Below are 18,744 nucleotides of genomic sequence, written 5' to 3' on the forward strand. Positions count from 1 at the left end.
CGCGGCGGAGCGGGCCTCCCCGCTCCCCCCGGGGGCAGGGGTCAGGAACCGTCGCGCTCGGCGTGCGCGCTCTTTGAATAGGCGTCGTGCCAGGCGGCCTTCGCCCCGGAGTCGCCGATGCGGTACACGTCCACCACGGCTCCGGCCGCCACCGCCAGGGACAGCACCGACACCACGAGCCGCAGCGGCAGCGAGGTGAGCCGTGTGGCCCGCCCCGCGCCGCCGTCCTGGCCCCCCGGCCTCGAACCCCGTGCCGACCACCACACGACCGCCGCCAGGACGAACAGGCCCAGCGCCCACGGCAGCAGCCCGTCACCGAGCTCGGTGTGCCGCCGCACCAGCGCGTCGTCGTCGACGTGCCGCTCCAGCCACTCGCCGCCCTCGGTGGTCAGCGGCACGCTGACCAGGGCGACGAGGGCGAGCGAGGGCAGCAGCACGCCGAGCCGCCGGGCGGCCCGCGGCCACACCGCGCCGGCCACCAGGGCCAGCGCGGTCAGCGGTATCAGTACGACGACCATGTGAACCAGCAGGACATGGGCCGGCATGCCGTTGACCAGCCTCATCGAGCACTCCTGAGGGGGCCGGGGCGCGCCACACTGGCACAGCAACCTCTCAGCCGGCTCTGAGGCGGCCCTCAGGCGGTCGCGGCACCCGGCGCAGGCGGGGCCAACTGCCGGGCCAGCCAGGTCGGTACGCCGCCCAGCAGCCGGAACAGCCGCCGGGCCTCCTCCCGCAGCCGTGAGGCCTCCGGCTCCGACTCCGCGTCCGCCAGGGAGGCCAGCGCCGGTGCCGTGCCCACCAGATAGCCCAGCTCCTCGCGGATCCGCAGCGACTCGGCGAAGCCGTGCCGGGCCTCCGTCAACTCCCCGTCACGCAGGGAGAGTCCGGCGAGGTGGCGCCAGGTGAAGGACAGCAGCAGCGGATCGGCGTGCGCCGTGGCGCCCGCGTGGGCGCGGCGGTAGGCCGCACGCGCCGCCTGCGGGGAGTGGGCCAGGTTCTCCGCCAGCAGCCCCCGCCGGAAGTCCAGCAGCGCCCGCCCCACGGCCCCCGGCGGGATCAGCGCCGCCGCCCGCCCGAGCGCGGCCCGCGCCTCGTCCGCCCGGTCCCGTACGCCGTGCAGCGTGGCCGCGTAGGCGAGTTGGCCGCGTTCGCAGGCGGCCGCGCCGCGCTCCTCGTCGGTGTGCGCCTGCGCCTCCGCCGTGCGCAGCGCGTCCTCCGCCTCGGCCCAGCCCCGCTCGGTGTACAGGCACCGCTCGACCAGCAGCGCGGCCCGCTGCAGGGTCGCGGCCGGGGTGTCCGCCGGCAGCATGGCGGCGGCGTCGGCCCAGCAGGCCCGCGAGCGCAACCGCCATACCGCGGTCTGGAGAGGATCGTCACCTGCGGTCGTTCCATTACCAGACATGGCGGAATGCGCCACGTTGCCCTCCCCGAGCACGCCGTCGAGCTGTTGAGTGGTGGCGGCATTCCAGCACCAATCATGGGGCTGGGCCAAGGGGATGGGTGAAAGAATTCACAAAGTCGGGGGACCTTGGCGTGACTTGGCCGGGCCCGGTCCCGCCCCTGTCGCCTCAGCTCATCCGCAGCGCCAGGAAGAAGTCCAGCTTGTCCTCCAGGCGCGACAGGTCCCGTCCCGTCAACTGCTCGATCCGCCCGACCCGGTAGCGCAGTGTGTTGACGTGCAGGTGGAGCCGGGTGGCGCAGCGGGTCCAGGAGCCGTCGCAGTCGAGGAACGCCTCCAGGGTCGGGATCAGCTCGGCGCGGTGGCGGCGGTCGTAGTCGGTCAGCGGGTCCAGCAGGCGTGCCGTGAAGGCGCGGCGGACGTCGTCCGGGACGAACGGCAGCAGCAGCACGTGCGAGGCCAGCTCCTGGTGGCCGGCCGCGCAGACCCGGCCGGGGCGGGCCGCGGCGACCCGGCGGGCGTGCCGGGCCTCCTCCAGCGCGCCGCGCAGCCCCTCCGCCGAGTGCACGGCGGCACTGACACCGAGGGTGAGCCGCCCGTCGTCGGCCAGGCCCGCCGACAGCGGTTCCCGTACCGCCCGCAGCAGCGCGTCGGCGAGCAGACCGGTCTCGGAGCCGTCCTGGTCGGCGGAGACCGCCGGGAGCGGCACCAGGGCGATCGCCTCGTCCCCGGTGTGGGCGACGGCGATCCGGTCCGAGGGCTCGGGGCCGGTGGCCAGCGGGTCCACCAGGACCTCCTCCAGCAGCGACTGGGCGACCGGGCCGCCCTCCACCTCCGCGCCGTCCCACTCGACCCGGGCCACGACCACCTGCCAGTGCGGGGCCGCCCCGAGCCCCGGCAGCAGCACCGGCGCGGCCACCCGCAGCCGCGCGGCGATCTCGGCGGGCGCGGCACCGGTCTGCACCAGCTCCAGCACCTCCTGCGCGAGCCGGCGCCGCACCGTGCGCGCCGCGTCCCGCCGGTCCCGCTCGACGGCGATCAGCTGGGTGACGCCCTGGAGCAGGTCGAGGCGCTCCTCCGGCCAGTCCCCGGCATCCGCCTCCACCGCGAGCAGCCAGTCCGACAGGACCGTCTCGCGCATGTCGCGGTCGGCCTGCGGGGAGCGCCCGGAGGAGCGGACGGGGAAGAGGGAGAAGGTGCTGCCGTCCAGCGGCACCCGGTGCGGGCCGCGCCGGCCGGAGCGGACGGCGGCCAGGTGCTCGGCGGCGAGCCGCGCGCAGGTCTCGGCCGACAGCGCCGGACCCGCGACCTTGGAGCCGGCGATCAGCCGGCCGGTGGGGGAGAGCACCCAGGCGCGCAGATCGAGGTCGGTGCCGAGCAGGTCCAGGACCACATCGGGGCCACCGCCCGCCGGGCCCGAGGTCATCATCCGCCGGTGCCGGTCCACCACGGCCGCCAGGTCACCGGCCCGCTCCCCGGAGACCTGCCGCACCACGTGCTCGGTGACCGTCGCGAAAGCCACCGACTCGTGCACCGCGAACAGCGGCAGCCGGTGCCGCGCGCAGGCCAGCACCAGATCGTCCGGCACGGCGCCGAGCTCGGCCTCGCCGGCCGCCAGCGCGGCCACCCCGGCCTGCACCAGGAGCCGTACGAAGGGCTCGGAGTCGCCGGCGTCGCGGCGCCAGGCGAGGCCGGTCAGCACCAGCTCGCCACCGGACAGATAGCGGCTCGGATCGCGCAGGTCGGTGGTCATCACACCGCGCACGGAGCGGTCCAGCTCGTCCTCGCCGCCGAGCAGCCGCAGCCCCAGCGCATCGGTGTCCAGCAGTGCGCGCAGCCGCATCTCGTCGCCGCCGTTCTGTGTCTCGAAATCTACGATGAATCCTGATGGGGACCCCTGACGGGCCCGGTGCACGGGCGTCACGGCTCCACGGCGGGGCCGCCGGGCCGTCACCTGCGTTTCCCGGGGAAAACGGAGAGGTTACCGATGACCTCCGTTCATACGAATCTACAAGATGCCCATCGTGGCCAGCCAACTCCTTCATGGTTTCGGTGACTGACCCCGCCGGAGTACGGGGCGGTGTACTGAGCCCACTCCGCGTAAAGAGCACATGAACGAGCCGGACCCGCCGCACCCGGATTGGCTCGATCCGTACGACTCACGAGACGATGAAGAGAGCCGGTCATGGACTTCCTTCGCCCCGCCAGCTGGGAGGAGGCGCTCGCCGCGAAGGCCGAGCACCCCACCGCTGTGCCGATTGCGGGTGGCACCGATGTGATGGTCGAGATCAACTTCGACCACCGCCGGCCCGAGTACCTGCTCGACCTGAACCGCGTCGGCGACCTCTACGAGTGGGAGGTCGGCGAGGACACCGTCCGGCTGGGTGCCTCGGTCCCCTACACGAAGATCATGGACAATCTCCGTGCCGAGCTGCCGGGCCTCGCGCTCGCCTCGCACACGGTCGCCTCCCCGCAGATCCGCAACCGCGGCGGAGTCGGCGGCAACCTCGGCACGGCCTCGCCCGCCGGTGACGCCCACCCCGCCCTGCTCGCGGCCGGCGCGGACGTCGAGGTGGAGTCGGCGGCCCGCGGCACCCGCCTCGTGCCGATCGACGCCTTCTACACCGGCGTCAAGCGCAACGCCCTCCAGCCCGACGAGCTGATCCGCGCGGTGCACATCAAGAAGGCGGACGGCCCGCAGCAGTACTCCAAGGTCGGCACCCGCAACGCCATGGTGATCGCCGTGTGCGCCTTCGGCCTCGCCCTGCACCCCGCGACCCGCACCGTGCGCACCGGCATCGGCTCCGCCGCGCCCACGCCGGTCCGCGCCAAGGCCGCCGAGGAGTTCCTGAACGCGGCCCTGGAGGAGGGCGGCTTCTGGGACAACGGAAAGATCGTCACCCCGTCGGTCGCCAAGCGGTTCGCGGAGCTGTGCTCCGGCGCCTGCAACCCGATCGACGACGTCCGGGGCACCGCGAGCTACCGCCGGCACGCGGTCGGCGTCATGGCCCGCCGGACGCTCACCTGGACCTGGGAGTCGTACCGCGGCACCCGCCGCGCCACCGAGGGAGCTGCGTGATGCGCGTCAACTTCACCGTCAACGGACGCCCGCAGGAGGCCGACGACGTCTGGGAGGGCGAGTCCCTGCTGTACGTGCTGCGCGAGCGGCTCGGCCTGCCCGGCTCCAAGAACGCCTGCGAGCAGGGCGAGTGCGGCTCCTGCACCGTGCGCCTGGACGGCGTGCCCGTGTGTTCCTGCCTGGTCGCGGCCGGCCAGGCAGAGGGCCGCGAGGTGGTGACCGTCGAGGGCCTCGCCGACTACGCGAAGCAGCGCGCCTGCGGCGACTCCGGCTCGTGCGGCACCTCGCTGGACGAGGCCAAGGCCTGGCAGGCCAAGGGCACCGACTCGCAGACCGGCGAGGGCACCGAACTCAGCCCCGTCCAGCAGGCGTTCATCGACGCCGGCGCCGTCCAGTGCGGCTTCTGCACCCCGGGCCTGCTGGTCGCGGCCGACGAGATGCTGGAGCACAACCCCAACCCGTCCGACGCGGACATCCGCGAGGCCCTGTCCGGCAACCTGTGCCGCTGCACCGGCTACGAGAAGATCATGGACGCGGTCCGCCTGGCCGCCGCCCGCCAGTCCGAGGGGGTCTGAGATGCCGACGAACGGCGCTCCTACGAAGATCACGCAGGGCTCGCAGACCCGGGGCGGCGTCGGTGAGTCCACGCTCCGCCCGGACGGCACCCTGAAGGTCACCGGCGAGTTCGCGTACTCGTCCGACATGTGGCACGAGGACATGCTGTGGGGCCAGATCCTGCGCTCCACCGTCGCGCACGCCGAGATCGTGTCCATCGACACCTCCGAGGCCCTCGCCCTGCCCGGCGTGTACGCGGTCATGACCTACGACGACCTGCCCACCGAGGTGCGGAACTACGGCCTGGAGATCCAGGACACCCCCGTCCTCGCCCACGGCAAGGTGCGCCACCACGGCGAGCCGGTCGCCATCGTCGCCGCCGACCACCCGGAGACCGCCCGCCGCGCCGCCGCCAAGATCAAGGTCGAGTACCGGGAACTGCCGGTCGTCACCGACGAGGCCTCCGCGACCGCCCCGGACGCGATCCTCGTGCACGAGAACCGCGACGACCACCACTTCGGCCACGTCCCGCACCCGAACATCGTCCACCGCCAGCCGATCGTCCGCGGCGACGTGGCGGCGGCACGCGAGCGGGCCGACGTCATCGTCAAGGGCGAGTACACCTTCGGCATGCAGGACCAGGCCTTCCTCGGCCCCGAGTCCGGCCTCGCGGTGCCCGAGGAGGACGGCGGCGTCCACCTCTACATCGCCACCCAGTGGCTCCACTCCGACCTGCGTCAGATGGCGCCCGTCCTCGGCCTGCCCGAGGACAAGGTGCGGATGACGCTGGCCGGCGTGGGCGGCGCTTTCGGCGGCCGCGAGGACCTGTCGATGCAGATCCACGCCTGCCTGCTGGCGCTGCGCACCGGCAAGCCGGTGAAGATCGTCTACAACCGGTTCGAGTCCTTCTTCGGGCACGTCCACCGCCACCCGGCCAAGCTCCACTACGAGCACGGGGCCACGCGCGACGGCAAGCTCACCCACCTGAAGTGCCGGATCGTGCTGGACGGCGGCGCCTACGCCTCCGCCTCCCCGGCCGTCGTCGGCAACGCCTCCTCGCTCAGCGTCGGGCCGTACGTCGTCGACGACGTCGACATCGAGGCCATCGCCCTCTACACCAACAACCCGCCCTGCGGCGCCATGCGCGGCTTCGGCGCGGTCCAGGCGTGCTTCGCCTACGAGGCGCAGATGGACAAGGTGGCCGAGGAACTCGGCATGGACCCGGTGGAGTTCCGGCAGCTCAACGCGATGGAACAGGGCACCCTCCTGCCGACCGGGCAGCCCGTCGACTCCCCGGCCCCGGTCGCCGAACTGCTGCGCCGGGTCAAGGCGATGCCGCTGCCGCCCGAGCGTCAGTGGGAGTCCAGCGAGGGCGCCGACGTACGCCACTTGCCCGGCGGTCTGTCCAACACCACGCACGGTGAGGGCGTCGTCCGCGGGGTCGGCTACGCGGTCGGCATCAAGAACGTCGGCTTCTCCGAGGGCTTCGACGACTACTCCACCGCGCGCGTCCGGATGGAGGTGATCGCCGGCGAGCCGGTGGCCACCGTGCACACCGCGATGGCGGAGGTCGGCCAGGGCGGTGTCACCGTCCACGCGCAGATCGCCCGTACCGAGCTGGGCGTCAGCCAGGTGACCATCCACCCTGCCGACACCCAGGTGGGCAGCGCCGGTTCGACCTCGGCCTCCCGGCAGACCTACGTCACCGGCGGTGCCGTGAAGAACGCCTGCGAACTGCTCCGCGAGAAGGTCCTGGAGACCGGGCGCCGCAAGTTCGGTTCCTACCACCCGGCCTGGGCCACGGCCGACCTCCTGCTGGAGGGCGGCAAGGTGGTCACCGACGCGGGCGAGGTCCTCGGCGACCTGGTCGACGTCCTGGAGGACGAGGCCGTGGAGATCGAGGCGGAGTGGCGGCACCGGCCGACCGAAGCCTTCGACCTGCGCACCGGCCAGGGCAACGGACACGTCCAGTACTCCTTCGCCGCGCACCGCGCCGTCGTCGAGGTCGACACCGAGCTCGGCCTGGTCAAGGTCGTCGAACTGGCCTGCGCCCAGGACGTCGGAAAGGCGCTCAACCCGCTCTCCGTCGTCGGCCAGATCCAGGGCGGCACGACGCAGGGACTGGGGGTCGCGGTGATGGAGGAGATCGTCGTCGACCCCAAGACCGCCAAGGTCAGGAACCCATCCTTCACGGACTACCTGATCCCCACGATCCTCGACACGCCGACCATCCCCGTCGACGTGCTCGAACTCGCCGACGACCACGCCCCGTACGGGCTCCGTGGCATCGGCGAAGCCCCGACCCTGTCGTCCACCCCGGCCGTCCTCGCGGCGATCCGGAACGCGACCGGACTGGAGCTGAACCGCACACCGGTCCGCCCGGAACACCTCACGGGCACCGCGTAGAGACGGCCGCCGTCGCGTTGCGGCGACGTCGCGACGCAGGCACCCCGGCGCCGGGCAACGCCCGACCCACGGCCGTCCCGGCGCCGGTCAGCAAGCACCACGTTCGTCTCGGGCCGTCCCCCGGGCCGTCCAATCCCAAATCCCGCCTGCCGCCCCACGGCAGCCGGGTGCCCCTGTGAACCTTGGGAGTTGGCCCATGACCCAGCAGTCAGTGGAGCCCAGGACCACAGCCGAAGACGCGGGCGAAGGCACCCGTGTCCCGGCCGGCAGATCCTGGCTCGACCGGTACTTCCACATAAGCGGCAGAGGATCCACGGTCGCGCGTGAGGTGCGCGGCGGCATCACCACCTTCATGGCGATGGCGTACATCCTCCTGCTCAACCCCCTGATCCTGTCCGGAAAGGACGCGGCCGGGGACACCCTCGGCCAGAAGGCCCTGATCACCGCGACCGCGTTCGCCGCCGCCCTCACCACGCTGCTGATGGGCTTCGTCGGCAAGGTACCCCTCGCGCTCGCCGCCGGCCTGTCGGTCTCCGGCGTCCTGTCCTCGCAGGTCGCCCCCAACATGACCTGGCCGCAGGCCATGGGCATGTGCGTGCTGTACGGCGTCGTCATCATGCTGTTGGTCGTCACCGGCCTGCGCGAGATGATCATGAACGCGATCCCGCTCGCGCTCAAGCACGGCATCACGATGGGCATCGGCCTGTTCATCGCCCTCATAGGCTTCTACAAGGCCGGCTTCGTGCACCAGGGCAAGGCCACCCCGGTGAGCCTCGGCCCCGCCGGTGAACTCGCCGGCTGGCCGGTCCTGCTCTTCGCCGGCACCCTGCTGCTGATCTTCATGCTCCAGGCCCGGAACATCCCCGGCGCCATCCTGGTCGGCATCGTCTCCGGCACGGCCGTCGCCGCCGTACTCAACGGCCTCGGCGTGATCGACCCCAAGCAGTGGGCGGGCGGCGCGCCCACCTTGCACGGCAGTGCGATCTCGATGCCCGACTTCTCGCTCTTCGGACACGTGGAGTTCGGCGGCTGGGGCGAGGTCGGCGCGATGACCGTCGGCATGATCGTCTTCACCCTGGTCCTGGCCGGCTTCTTCGACGCGATGGCCACCATCATCGGCGTCGGCACCGAGGCGAAGCTCGCCGACGACAAGGGCCGGATGCCGGGCCTGTCCAAGGCGCTGTTCATCGACGGCGCCGGCGGTGCGATCGGCGGCGTGGCGGGCGGCTCCGGCCAGACGGTGTTCATCGAGTCGGCCACCGGGGTCGGCGAGGGTGCCCGCACGGGTCTGGCCTCGGTCGTCACCGGAGTGTTCTTCGCCGCCTGCCTGTTCTTCACCCCGCTGACCGCGATCGTGCCGCAGGAGGTCGCCTCGGCCGCCCTGGTGGTCATCGGCGCCATGATGCTGATGAACGCCCGGCACGTGGACTGGGCCGACCGCGCCACCGCGATCCCGGTCTTCCTGACCGTCGTCCTGATGCCGTTCACGTACACCATCACCACCGGTGTCGCCGCGGGCGTCATCTCCTACACCGCCATCAAGACCGCCCAGGGCAGGGCCCGCGAGATCGGGGCCTTCATGTGGGGGTTGACGGTCGTCTTCCTGGTCTACTTCGCCCTTCACCCGATCGAGGGCTGGCTGGGCGTGCACTAGGGCCTGTCGCGAAGAGCCCGGGCAACGCCCTTACACCGCTACCCCGTTAGGAGACCGAGACATGCTGGACATCGCCGAGGAGCTGAACCGGTGGGTCGAGCAGGGCCGTGACTTCGCCGTCGCCACCGTGGTGGCCGTCGGCGGCAGTGCCCCGCGGCAGCCGGGCGCCGCCCTCGCGGTGGACGCCGACGGCACGGCCGTCGGCTCGGTCTCCGGCGGGTGCGTGGAGGGCGCCGTGTACGAGCTGTGCCGGCAGGCGCTCGAGGACCGGGAGACCGTCCTGGAGCGCTTCGGGTACAGCGACGAGGACGCCTTCGCCGTCGGCCTGACCTGCGGCGGAGTCATCGACATCCTCGTCACGCCGGTCCGGGCGGACGGTGCCGCCCGGCCGGTGTTCGCGGCCGCGCTGGCCGCCGCCGCACGCGGCGAGGCGGCGGCGGTCGCCCGGATCGCCGAAGGACCGGCCGGACTGCGGGGCCGCGCCCTGCTGGTCCGCCCCGACGGTTCCCACGACGGCGGATTCGGGGCCCATCCCGAACTCGACCGCACGGTGGCCGCCGAGGCCGGCGCCTTCCTGGACGCGGGCCGCACCGGCACCCTGGAGATCGGTGCACAGGGCTCGCGCTGCGGTGCCCCGCTCACCGTGCTGGTGGAGTCCTCGGTACCCGCGCCCCGGATGATCGTCTTCGGCGCGATCGACTTCGCCTCCGCGCTGGTGAGGGTGGGCAAGTTCCTCGGTTACCACGTCACGGTGTGCGACGCCCGCCCGGTGTTCGCCACCAGGGCCCGCTTCCCGGACGCCGACGACATCGTCGTCGAGTGGCCCCACGAGTACCTGGAGCGTACGGACGTCGACGGCCGGACCGTCCTGTGCGTCCTGACCCACGACGCCAAGTTCGATGTGCCGCTGCTGCGGCTGGCCCTGCGGCTGCCGGTCGCCTACGTCGGCGCGATGGGCTCCCGCCGCACCCACCTCGACCGCAACGAGCGGCTGCGCGCGGTAGGCGTCAGCGAACTCGAACTGGCCCGGCTGCGCTCCCCGATCGGCCTCGACCTCGGGGCCCGTACCCCGGAGGAGACGGCCCTGTCGATCGCCGCGGAGATCGTCGCGGACCGCCGCGGCGGCAGCGGGGCCTCCCTCACCGGCGCCCACACCCCGATCCACCACGACACGGCGGGGGCTCCCGCGGGGCGGATCGGGTCGGTGGCCTGAGCGGACACCGGCCGGTCACGCCCGCCGGAGAAGCCGGTTCGCCGCGCTCCCGAACAACGTCCTCGCCGTGCGCGCCACGACGCCGTCGAAGACGCGGGGGAGGAAGCGGATCCGTACGTCCTCCCGCCACACCACCCGGGCCCGGCCGCCCGGCCCGGGCCCGACCTCGATCTCGGCCCAGCCCAGGATCACCCGCCCGTGCTTCTCCAGGCGGCACAGCCCCGGTTCGCCGTCCACCGGCGGGCGCCAGACCGTGACCTCCATGGGATCGTCGAAGCCGAGCGGGCCGACGCCCGAGCGGGCCACGAATCGGGTGCCCTCGCGCGTCGGGCCGGTCGTGAGTACGGTGATGCGGGTGAAGGGCACCGCGTCACCGTGGCGGGGCCACTCGGTGAGCCGCCGCCACGCCTCCTCGCTGGGAAGGGGCACGGTGCGTTCGACGGAGAAGTAGGGCACGACACGATCGTAGGCAATCGCCCCCGCCCACCCGCACGCTCGGCCCCGGATCACCTGCACGGCTCAACGGCGCCCTGAGGCACGGAGTTGACGGCCGGCCCGCTCAGGGCCGGTACACCCGGCCCGGCTCGGCCTTCCCCGGTGCCAGCAGCTGAGGCACCGTCACGAAGACGTAGCCTCGGCCCTTGAGCGCGTCGATGATGCCGGGCACGGCCGGCACGGTGCCCCGGTAGATGTCGTGCAGCAGGATGATGCCGTCCCGGGACGCCTGGTCCAGGACGCGCTTGGTGATCAGCGCCGAGTCGGTGGTCGTGTAGTCCTTCGCGGTCACGCTCCACAGCACCTCGGCCAGGCCCAGCTCCTTGCAGATGCGGTGCACGTCGGCGTCGGTGCGGCCCTGGGGAGGGCGCATCAGCGTGGGCTTGTGCCCGGTGAGCCGCTCTATCTCCTCGTCCGGCCGCCGCAGTTCCTCGCGTATCGCCTCGTCGGAGATCCGGGTCAGGATCTTGTGGTCCCAGGTGTGGCTCGCGACCTCGTGCCCCTCGGCCGCCATCCGCTTGACCAGCTCCGGATACGTGTCGATGTGCCGCTTGCCGAGGAGGAAGAAGGTGGCCGGGACCCTCTTCTCCTTGAGGATGTCGAGCAGCCGCGCCGAGTTCTCGCTCGGCCCCGCGTCGAAGGTCAGCGCGATGCACTTCGCCTCGCGGCAGTCCACCGTCCCGAGCCCGGCCGGCGCTCCGTGGGCGCCCTCGGCGCGCACCGTGCTGGGGGCGGTCGTGTCGACCTCCGCGCAGCCCGACAGGGTCAGCGCCAGACAGGCGGCCACCGAGGCGAGCGCGGACAGACGCAACCCGCGCCCCGTTCGACGCATCTTCATGGGCGCGGGCTGCGGGGCCGGGCTCTTGCCGGCCGAAGTCGTGAGAGGCATGCCCGGACTATACACTTGGTTTATAGTTCGCGTGTTCGATTTATTGAACTTGTGCGAGCACCCCACGACCGGGCCGTAGCACCATGGAGGAGCGGGGGAGTGGAGGACTTCCGGCGGGAGGACCATTCATGCGCTTTCGCGACCGTGCCGAGGCCGGGCGGGCGCTCGCCGGCCCGCTGAGCGGCCTGCGCGACCGGGGTGAACTGCCCGACCCCGTCGTCCTGGCCCTGCCGCGCGGCGGGATCGCGGTCGCCGTGCCTGTCGCCCGGGCCCTGGACGCGCCCCTCGACGTCCTCGTCGTACGCAAGATCGGCCTGCCGGGCCACGCGGAGTTCGCCGTCGGCGCCCTCGCGGCCGGCGACCCGCCGCTCTTCGACACCGGCACCCTCGACCGGCTGGGCCTGACCGAGGAGCGGCTCGCCTCTGTCGTGGAGCGGGAACGACGCGAACTGGCCCGGCGTGAACGCCGGTACCGGGGCGACCGCCCGCCCCCGGAACTGCGCGGCCGAACGGTGATCGTCGTCGACGACGGCCTGGCCACCGGCGCCACCGCCCGCGCCGCCCTGCGACACGCACGGCGCCGGGGGCCCGGCCGGCTCGTCCTGGCCGTCCCGGTCGGCGCCCCCGACTCACTCGACTCGCTCGCCCCGGAGGCGGACGCGATCGTCTGCCCGCACCGGCCGGCCGTCTTCAGCGCGGTCGGTCAGTGGTACGACGACTTCGGGCAACTCACCGACGCCGACGTGCTCGACGCGCTGAACGTGAGCCGGCCGGCTGGAGGGTGAGGAGCGGCTGTGCCCCAACTGGACGAGAACGAGGCGCGGTTCCGGTTCACCGCCGCCCGGGTGGCGCGACTGGCCACCGTGGACGCATCGGGCCGGCCCCACCAGGTGCCGGTGGTCTTCGCCCACCACGCTCTCGACGGCACCGACCGGCTCGTCACCGCGGTCGACCACAAGCCCAAGAGCACCACACACTTGAAGCGACTGGCCAACCTGGCCGTGCATCCGGCGGTGTGTCTGCTCGTGGACGCCTACGACGAGGACTGGGACCACCTGTGGTGGGTCCGGGCCGACGGCGAGGCCCGCATCCTGCCGCCCGGCGCCGCCGACGCGGTCGTTCGGCAGGCGCGGGAGGCGGTCGTGGCGCTGCTGTGCGCCAAGTACCCGCAGTACCGGTCCCGTCCACCGGCCGGCCCGGTGGTCGACGTCGCCGTACGGCGGTGGACCGGCTGGCAGGCGAGGGCGTCCGAATCGCCTTGAAAAGGCGGGAGAGCAACGGGGTGATGAATTCCCCCTTTTCCTGTGGTTCGGCACCGGGATCCGCCGGATCGCCTGGCCTGTCGATGTAAAGCGCCGGAAAAGAGAATGTGCGGGCACAACACCCCCCGATCCGACGTCGGTGCAGGTCCGGGGCGGTGTAACTGCCTTGCACCGTGCGTGTGTTCGCGTAAGCTGCGCGTTATCCCTGTGCGTTTGATGCGGCAGGGAAGAGGAACTTCTGAGGAGATATGTGTGCATGGCATACGTAAATGGGGGCCGGCGGCGGCTGCCCTGACCCTGATGGCCGGAGCCTTTCAGGGAATTCAGGCATCTCCGGCGGTCGCGGCCGACTGCTGGCGAGCCACCTGTTCGGGCAAGGACCCGATTCAGATGGGGTGCGACGACGACGCCGAAATTCTCCAGCAGGTGACGGAGCCGGATGAATCGGTCGCGGTGCGGCTGATGTGGTCGCCGAAGTGCCAGGGGGTATGGGCGAAGATCTCCCGTGATCTCGATACGTCCCCCGACTACGTGTACGGGACGTTGTGGACGACACGTGCTTCCGACGGCGGTATCGAGGACTACGACACGACGGGCCTTCTCGCGGACGGTGTGGCGGGCGCCTACACCAAGATGCAGAACTGGAAGACCACGACCGCGAAGGCGTGCTGGAACGACGTCGACTCCCAGTACGACCCGGCGCCGTTGAAGTACATCAAGAACAACAACAACGCGAGCCTTCCGCTCGTGCACGGCCTGTGCACGGACTGGATATGAGGAAGATGATGCGTCGAAGAGGTCTCAGGAGATACTTCTCCACCAATCCCCTGCTGGCCATGAGCGTGGTGGCGGCCTCCACCGCCCTGGTCCCACTGGCGTCCTCGGACGCCACCGTCCGGACGGCCCCCGCCGCCGCGGACAGCGCGACGCCCCGTCTGTTCTCCACGCCCGGCAAGGACCTCGGATCGGGTTACGCCTCGTCGGCGGACGCGATCGTGCAGGCCACCGGCGACGCCGAGGGGCTGCACATCCTCGCGGCGCGCGAGAGCGACGGGTTCTCCTTCTACGAGATCGCCCGCCTCGACCGCAAGGAACTCTCCGACGCCGGCCCGTGGACGGGCTACGTCTGCACCACGGGATCGGGCGACTACGCGGCAGCGGTCTACGCCCCGTCGGCCTGGTCCAACCAGCCCGGCGCGTACGAGAACGGCGCCTTCGCCGCGGTGATCCGTCTCTCCGACGGCAAGGTCACCGAGGTGCCCGACCGGGTCCAGCTGGCGTACTTCACGCCGGGCTGCGGAACGGGCGACGAGGTGGCGTTCACCTCGAGTTCGGCCACCGACAGGTCGGCCGGCTCGACGACGGTGATCTCGGTCGACGCCGCCACCGGGTCGGTCTCCTCCCGCCGCACGGTCGACGGCTATCTCACGCATGTCATGCCCACGCAAAAGCGGACGGTCGGTGTGCTGGGCGGCAACCTCGTCGACCTCCAGGGCGAGGGCAAGAAGCTGTCCGCCCACAAGCTCGCCGCTGTGCCCGGCCCGATGTTCGCGCTGACCGCCTCGAAGAACGGCACCGTGGACGTCGGTACGGTCGACGGGAAGAACAGCGTCATCTCCCGCTTCGACGGCAAGCGCTTCACCGAACTGGGCCGCGCCCCGAAGGGCGACGTCAAGCTCCTCCCCGTGGCCGGCGGCGACGCGGTCGTCGGCGATGTGAAGGGCATCGACACCAGCAAGGCCCCGGGGCTGTCCAAGCACGCGGTGGACGGCCGGGTGGCCGGGATCTCCCGGCAGGGGCACCTGGTGACCAACTCGGTGTTCTCCGAGCAGATGAAGGGCCTCACCAGCGGCATCGGATCGCCCTCGAAGAAGGGCGCCGGGACGCTGACCGTCAAGGCGACCGCGCTCAGGACCGGTGCGAAGGCCACCACGCTGGTGGACGCCGACCGCGAGCGGCCGGAGCCGGACTCCTCGGTGCGTCTTGACCCGGCCGCGTTCGCCATGGCCGGACCCGACGACCAGGACCCCGCCACCTGCGGTGAGGGCGGGCCGGAATCGCAGTGCCTGTCCGGATCCGGTGCGGCCGTGTACGGCAAGGTCGCGGAGATGGAGACCCCCTGCATCGTCAAGCGCAACGACCCCAAGCGCCAGGCGCTCCAGCCCAGCGCGAACATGGTCGAGTGGGCGGTCGACCAGGCCGTCCACGGCGAACTGACGGTGTCCCGCCCGTCGAACTGGCATGACACCGGCCTCGGCGCCTACACCCCGCAGGGCCTGTTCCCCAAGCCGCAGCTGACCGGCGGAGGCAACATCCCCGCGCAGGTCATGCTGGGCATCCTCGCCCAGGAGTCCAACTTCAAGCAGGCGTCCTGGCACTCCATGAACGGTGACTCGGGCAACGTCACCAAGTCCGACTGGTACGGCAACGAGAACGGCATCCACGGCTACCCCAACCGGGAGAAGGCCGACTGCGGCTACGGCATCGCCCAGGTGACCACGGGCATGTCCGAGAAGCACGCCGAGCAGCTCGACACCCTGCACGCCGGCGCCGTCACCACCGACTACGCGGCGAACATCGCCGCCGGTCTGGGCATCCTGGCCGAGAAGTGGAACCAGCTCAAGGCGCTGGGCATGAACGTCAACGGCGGCAGCCCGGCCTACATCGAGAACTGGTACACGGCGCTGTGGGGCTACAACTCCGGCGTCTACACCTCCGGTTCCGTCGGCCTGGGCTTCTTCAACAACCCGATCAACCCGCGCTACCCGGCCGACCGGCAGCCGTTCCTGCGCTACAGCTACGACGACGCCTCCCACCCCGGCGACTGGAACTACCCGGAGAAGATCTTCGGCTGGGCGGAAGTCCCGCAGAAGACCTGGGACGCGGAGGAGTCGTACTCCGAGCCGGACATGCCGTTCGGCGTCATCAAGGTCCCGCCGCGCACCCTGTTCTGCGACCCGGCCCTCAACGCCTGCGACCCGAACGCGGCAGACCCGTGCCCGAGCTGGGACGCGCAGTGCTACTGGGACGGCACCGTGGACTGGATGGGCGGGCAGAACACCGGCAACTCCACCACCGAGAAGCTCAGTTACTCGCTCGGCTCGGGAGAGCCCGAACTGCAGAGCAAGTACGAGCACGGTCCGTGCATCGACCACCCGAGCGTCTACCCCAACGCCATCATCGTCGACGACCTCGGCGAGCACGAGGACACCTACGGCTGCGGCGACTTCGAGGGGGCCGACGACGGCAAGTTCACCCTCCAGGCCGGTGACAACATCACCACGCTGCGGGACGACGGCACCTTCCGCGCGACCCCGTACCTCGCCCCCATCGACCTGCACCAGCTCGGTGCCGGCTACGACCACCACGTCTTCTTCACCCACAACTACGGAGACACGGACTACTTCCACAAGATCACCGGCCGGTGGGAGGTCAACCAGGCCAAGCTCCCCTCCGGAAACCAGCCCGGCCAGCGCTACAAGGTCTTCCTGCACCTGCCCAGCCACGGCGCGGAAGCGGTCGTCCGGTACAACTTCATCCCGGGCGACAACACGGTCGGCGCCAAGCCCGACTACTGCAACGTGAACCAGGGAACCCGCAGCGCGGGCAAGGACACCTGGTTCGAGATGGGCACCTTCTCCTTCTGGAAGGGCGGCCGGATCGAGGCGGACAACCTCCACGCCGCCGGCACGGGGGACGACAACGTGGTGTTCGACGCGATCGCCTTCGTGCCGTTCAACTACGCCGAGCCCGGCCCGTGCAACCTCGTCGACGGTGGAGTGTGATGCGCGCCGCGATCCGCGTTCCCGCCGTGCTGATGACGGTCGTCATCGGCACGGCGGGAGCCGCCTCCTGTGGTCAGAACAGCCCCGAGGCGGCGGCGTCCGGCCGCCCCAAGGCCGCGGCGCCCCATCCTGAGCCGTCCAAGTCACGGACCGCGCCGCGCGCCGCCGACCTGCCGAAGCACGCGGTGACCGGCGACAAGCGGCCCAGCTTCGGCACGGCGGACACGATGGCCGAGGGATACACAGGGAAGGACTTCCTCTCCGGGCTCTCCAAGGACTGGAAGCTGAAGCTCGACAAGCCCGTCGCGCAGGAGATGCCCGACGGGAAGAAGCGGACCTACGTCAACGGGCGCGGCGGGAACGGCGTGACGGTCTCGGCCGGGTACGCCGATCACGAGAACATGTCGTCCCTGCTGTGCAGGACCAGCACGGACCGGTCCGACGATTTCGGCTTCCTCGTCGCCTGCACAGGGCTCGACGTGGCCGGAGTCGACCACGGCAAGGCGTCCTCCTGGCTCGGGCAGGCGAAGAAGGAGACGGATTCCCTGTATGCGAAGAAGGTCGCCGAGACGGGGAACAAGAAGGAGTACGTCGTCAGCGGGGTGTTCGCCTCGGGTCCGGTGACGATGGTTCTGCACCGGGCGTACGACAAGTACTCGCTGAGGATCCTCGGCGGCGCGGTGGCGTCCGGCGATTAGCCGGGCTTCCGGGTGTGAAGGTCCCTGCCGTCGCCGGCGGGGACCTTCGCGCTACAGGTGCGAGCAGATCAGAGTTTCCGTCTTCTCCTTGTACTCCTGCATTTCCTCCGCCGTGTAGCCCGCTTCCTTCAGACTCTGCATCAGGGACGCCGTGTCGCCGCACAGGCGGGGGCGCTGCTGACGGAGATAGGACTCGACGCCTTCGGCGGTCAGTTCCTCCCACGCGTGTTTGATCTCGTCGTTCTTCTCGTGTGCGTACGAGAACTCGACCCATTCCTTTTCCCGGCTCGTCAGGCGGGACGTGTCGACGGACGTGTCATTTCCGCCGCACGAGGCCAGGAGAGTGCACGCCACCACCGCGAGACACATGCGCGCTTTCTTCACGATTCTCTCTTCCGCACAGAGTGCCAGGGGGCCGTATCGTAAGGCATGTACGCGCCAATCAGGGAATGCGAAGGCCTCAGCCGTGACGCCAGGGCAGCCGCAGCGCCCGCCCCTGTGCCCGGCCCGCCTCCGCGGCGGGACCGCGGGTCCCCGGGTCCAGCGGGTTGTCGCCGATCGCCGCCCGCGCCGCCTCGTCGGGCGCCACGACCACGACCTCGGCGCCCCGGGCGCGCAGCTCCCGCACCGACCGCTCCACCGGCTGCTCGCTGGGGAACGGCTCCGTCATGCCCATCGGCACGATCACCACCACCCGGTCCGCGTCCTCCACGAGGTCGAGGTTGGCCATCGAGCGCACCCCGCCGTCGACGTACCGGCGCCCGTCGATGCCGACCGGCGGCCACACGCCCGGCACGGCGCAGCTCGCCGCCACCGCGTCGACCAGCGGCACCCCTGAGTCCTTGTCGAAGACCCGCGGCTCCCCGCTCTCGGCGTCCACGGCGACGATCCGCAGCGCGCGGTCCGGCCAGCCGTGCGAGGGCAGCCGCGACTCGATCACCGCCCGCCGCCGAGGCTCCGGCACGGTCGGCGCCGCCAGCGCCGCCCGCCCCACGGCCCGGCGCAGCTCCGGGACGGAGGCGGTGGCGGACACCGCCGCACCGATCTCGGCGGCGAACCCCTCCAGGTCCATCACGGCCATGATCTCGGCGGACTGCAGCGCCGGATCCACCTGACGCGCGTACAGCTCCGCAAGCCCCAGCCCGCTGCCGAGCTGCGCCGAGACGGTGGAACCGGCGGACGTCCCGAGCAGCAGATCCGCCCCGGAGACGTCCTGCCCCGCGTCGGCCAGCCCCGTCAGAACCCCGGTGATCCAGGCGATCCCGCCCACACCGCCACCGCCCAGCACCAAAGCCTCGGACATCCCTGC

General features: G+C 71.5%; 17 protein-coding genes. 10 read left to right on the forward strand and 7 right to left on the reverse strand.

Annotated elements, in window-relative coordinates:
- Positions 1 to 41 precede the first annotated feature (41 nt).
- The 3 genes from ACZ6B1_RS25465 to ACZ6B1_RS25475 form a co-directional block, all read right to left on the reverse strand.
- Entirely contained in the window at positions 42 to 563 is a 522-nt protein-coding gene (locus tag ACZ6B1_RS25465) for a DUF2231 domain-containing protein (protein WP_468781997.1), read from the reverse strand.
- A gap of 71 nt (positions 564 to 634) precedes the next feature.
- Complete coding sequence (locus ACZ6B1_RS25470; protein WP_468781999.1) at positions 635 to 1,402, reverse strand: hypothetical protein; 768 nt, start codon at positions 1,400 to 1,402, stop codon at positions 635 to 637.
- A 166-nt stretch (positions 1,403 to 1,568) separates the two neighbouring features.
- The gene (locus ACZ6B1_RS25475; protein WP_468782001.1) at positions 1,569 to 3,242 is read right to left on the reverse strand and encodes a PucR family transcriptional regulator; all 1,674 of its coding nucleotides are present in this window, start codon (positions 3,240 to 3,242) and stop codon (positions 1,569 to 1,571) included.
- A 342-nt stretch (positions 3,243 to 3,584) separates the two neighbouring features.
- On the opposite strand from ACZ6B1_RS25475, the gene ACZ6B1_RS25480 reads away from it, so the two are divergent.
- The 5 genes from ACZ6B1_RS25480 (at position 3,585) to ACZ6B1_RS25500 (ending at position 10,306) form a co-directional block, all read left to right on the forward strand.
- Positions 3,585 to 4,478, forward strand: a complete 894-nt coding sequence (locus ACZ6B1_RS25480) for an FAD binding domain-containing protein (protein ID WP_468782003.1) — start codon at positions 3,585 to 3,587, stop codon at positions 4,476 to 4,478.
- Positions 4,478 to 5,053 carry a (2Fe-2S)-binding protein gene (locus tag ACZ6B1_RS25485; protein ID WP_468782005.1) on the forward strand — a complete coding sequence of 192 codons (576 nt, stop codon included), beginning with the start codon at positions 4,478 to 4,480 and terminating at the stop codon, positions 5,051 to 5,053. The genes ACZ6B1_RS25480 and ACZ6B1_RS25485 overlap by 1 nt, the downstream gene beginning before the upstream one ends.
- A 1-nt stretch (position 5,054) precedes the next feature.
- Complete coding sequence (locus ACZ6B1_RS25490) at positions 5,055 to 7,439, forward strand: xanthine dehydrogenase family protein molybdopterin-binding subunit (RefSeq protein WP_468782007.1); 2,385 nt, start codon at positions 5,055 to 5,057, stop codon at positions 7,437 to 7,439.
- A 196-nt stretch (positions 7,440 to 7,635) separates the two neighbouring features.
- The gene (locus tag ACZ6B1_RS25495; protein ID WP_468782009.1) at positions 7,636 to 9,093 is read left to right on the forward strand and encodes an NCS2 family permease; all 1,458 of its coding nucleotides are present in this window, start codon (positions 7,636 to 7,638) and stop codon (positions 9,091 to 9,093) included.
- A gap of 61 nt (positions 9,094 to 9,154) precedes the next feature.
- Positions 9,155 to 10,306 (forward strand): XdhC family protein, encoded by a 1,152-nt coding sequence (locus tag ACZ6B1_RS25500; protein ID WP_468782011.1) that lies wholly within the window; start codon positions 9,155 to 9,157, stop codon positions 10,304 to 10,306.
- Positions 10,307 to 10,321: 15 nt separating this feature from the next.
- Here the strand turns inward: ACZ6B1_RS25500 and ACZ6B1_RS25505 are convergent, their stop codons facing one another.
- Positions 10,322 to 10,762, reverse strand: a complete 441-nt coding sequence (locus ACZ6B1_RS25505; RefSeq protein WP_468782013.1) for an SRPBCC family protein — start codon at positions 10,760 to 10,762, stop codon at positions 10,322 to 10,324.
- Between the two features lie 103 nt (positions 10,763 to 10,865).
- Positions 10,866 to 11,633, reverse strand: coding sequence for a polysaccharide deacetylase family protein (locus tag ACZ6B1_RS25510; RefSeq protein WP_468782109.1), 768 nt, complete (start codon positions 11,631 to 11,633; stop codon positions 10,866 to 10,868).
- Between the two features lie 185 nt (positions 11,634 to 11,818).
- Here ACZ6B1_RS25510 and ACZ6B1_RS25515 point away from each other — a divergent pair, with 185 nt between their 5' ends.
- The 5 genes from ACZ6B1_RS25515 (at position 11,819) to ACZ6B1_RS25535 (ending at position 17,435) form a co-directional block, all read left to right on the forward strand.
- Positions 11,819 to 12,475 carry a phosphoribosyltransferase gene (locus ACZ6B1_RS25515; protein WP_468782015.1) on the forward strand — a complete coding sequence of 219 codons (657 nt, stop codon included), beginning with the start codon at positions 11,819 to 11,821 and terminating at the stop codon, positions 12,473 to 12,475.
- A 9-nt stretch (positions 12,476 to 12,484) separates the two neighbouring features.
- Positions 12,485 to 12,952, forward strand: coding sequence for a TIGR03668 family PPOX class F420-dependent oxidoreductase (locus ACZ6B1_RS25520; RefSeq protein WP_468782017.1), 468 nt, complete (start codon positions 12,485 to 12,487; stop codon positions 12,950 to 12,952).
- A 252-nt stretch (positions 12,953 to 13,204) separates the two neighbouring features.
- A complete protein-coding gene (locus ACZ6B1_RS25525; protein ID WP_468782019.1) occupies positions 13,205 to 13,729 on the forward strand; it encodes a DUF2690 domain-containing protein in 525 nt (174 codons plus the stop codon).
- A gap of 8 nt (positions 13,730 to 13,737) precedes the next feature.
- Entirely contained in the window at positions 13,738 to 16,737 is a 3,000-nt protein-coding gene (locus tag ACZ6B1_RS25530; RefSeq protein WP_468782021.1) for a hypothetical protein, read from the forward strand.
- Positions 16,737 to 17,435: a hypothetical protein gene (locus ACZ6B1_RS25535; protein ID WP_468782023.1), complete on the forward strand. Its 699-nt coding sequence runs from the start codon at positions 16,737 to 16,739 to the stop codon at positions 17,433 to 17,435. Before ACZ6B1_RS25530 ends, ACZ6B1_RS25535 begins: the two co-directional genes overlap by 1 nt.
- 51 nt (positions 17,436 to 17,486) lie before the next feature.
- Here ACZ6B1_RS25535 and ACZ6B1_RS25540 read toward each other — a convergent pair whose 3' ends face one another.
- Together ACZ6B1_RS25540 and ACZ6B1_RS25545 are read right to left on the reverse strand one after the other, a co-directional pair.
- The gene (locus ACZ6B1_RS25540) at positions 17,487 to 17,819 is read right to left on the reverse strand and encodes a hypothetical protein (RefSeq protein ID WP_468782025.1); all 333 of its coding nucleotides are present in this window, start codon (positions 17,817 to 17,819) and stop codon (positions 17,487 to 17,489) included.
- A gap of 76 nt (positions 17,820 to 17,895) precedes the next feature.
- A complete protein-coding gene (locus tag ACZ6B1_RS25545; RefSeq protein WP_468782027.1) occupies positions 17,896 to 18,738 on the reverse strand; it encodes a patatin-like phospholipase family protein in 843 nt (280 codons plus the stop codon).
- Positions 18,739 to 18,744: the final 6 nt, after the last annotated feature.

The organism is Streptomyces sp. NPDC041129 (assembly GCF_055592265.1).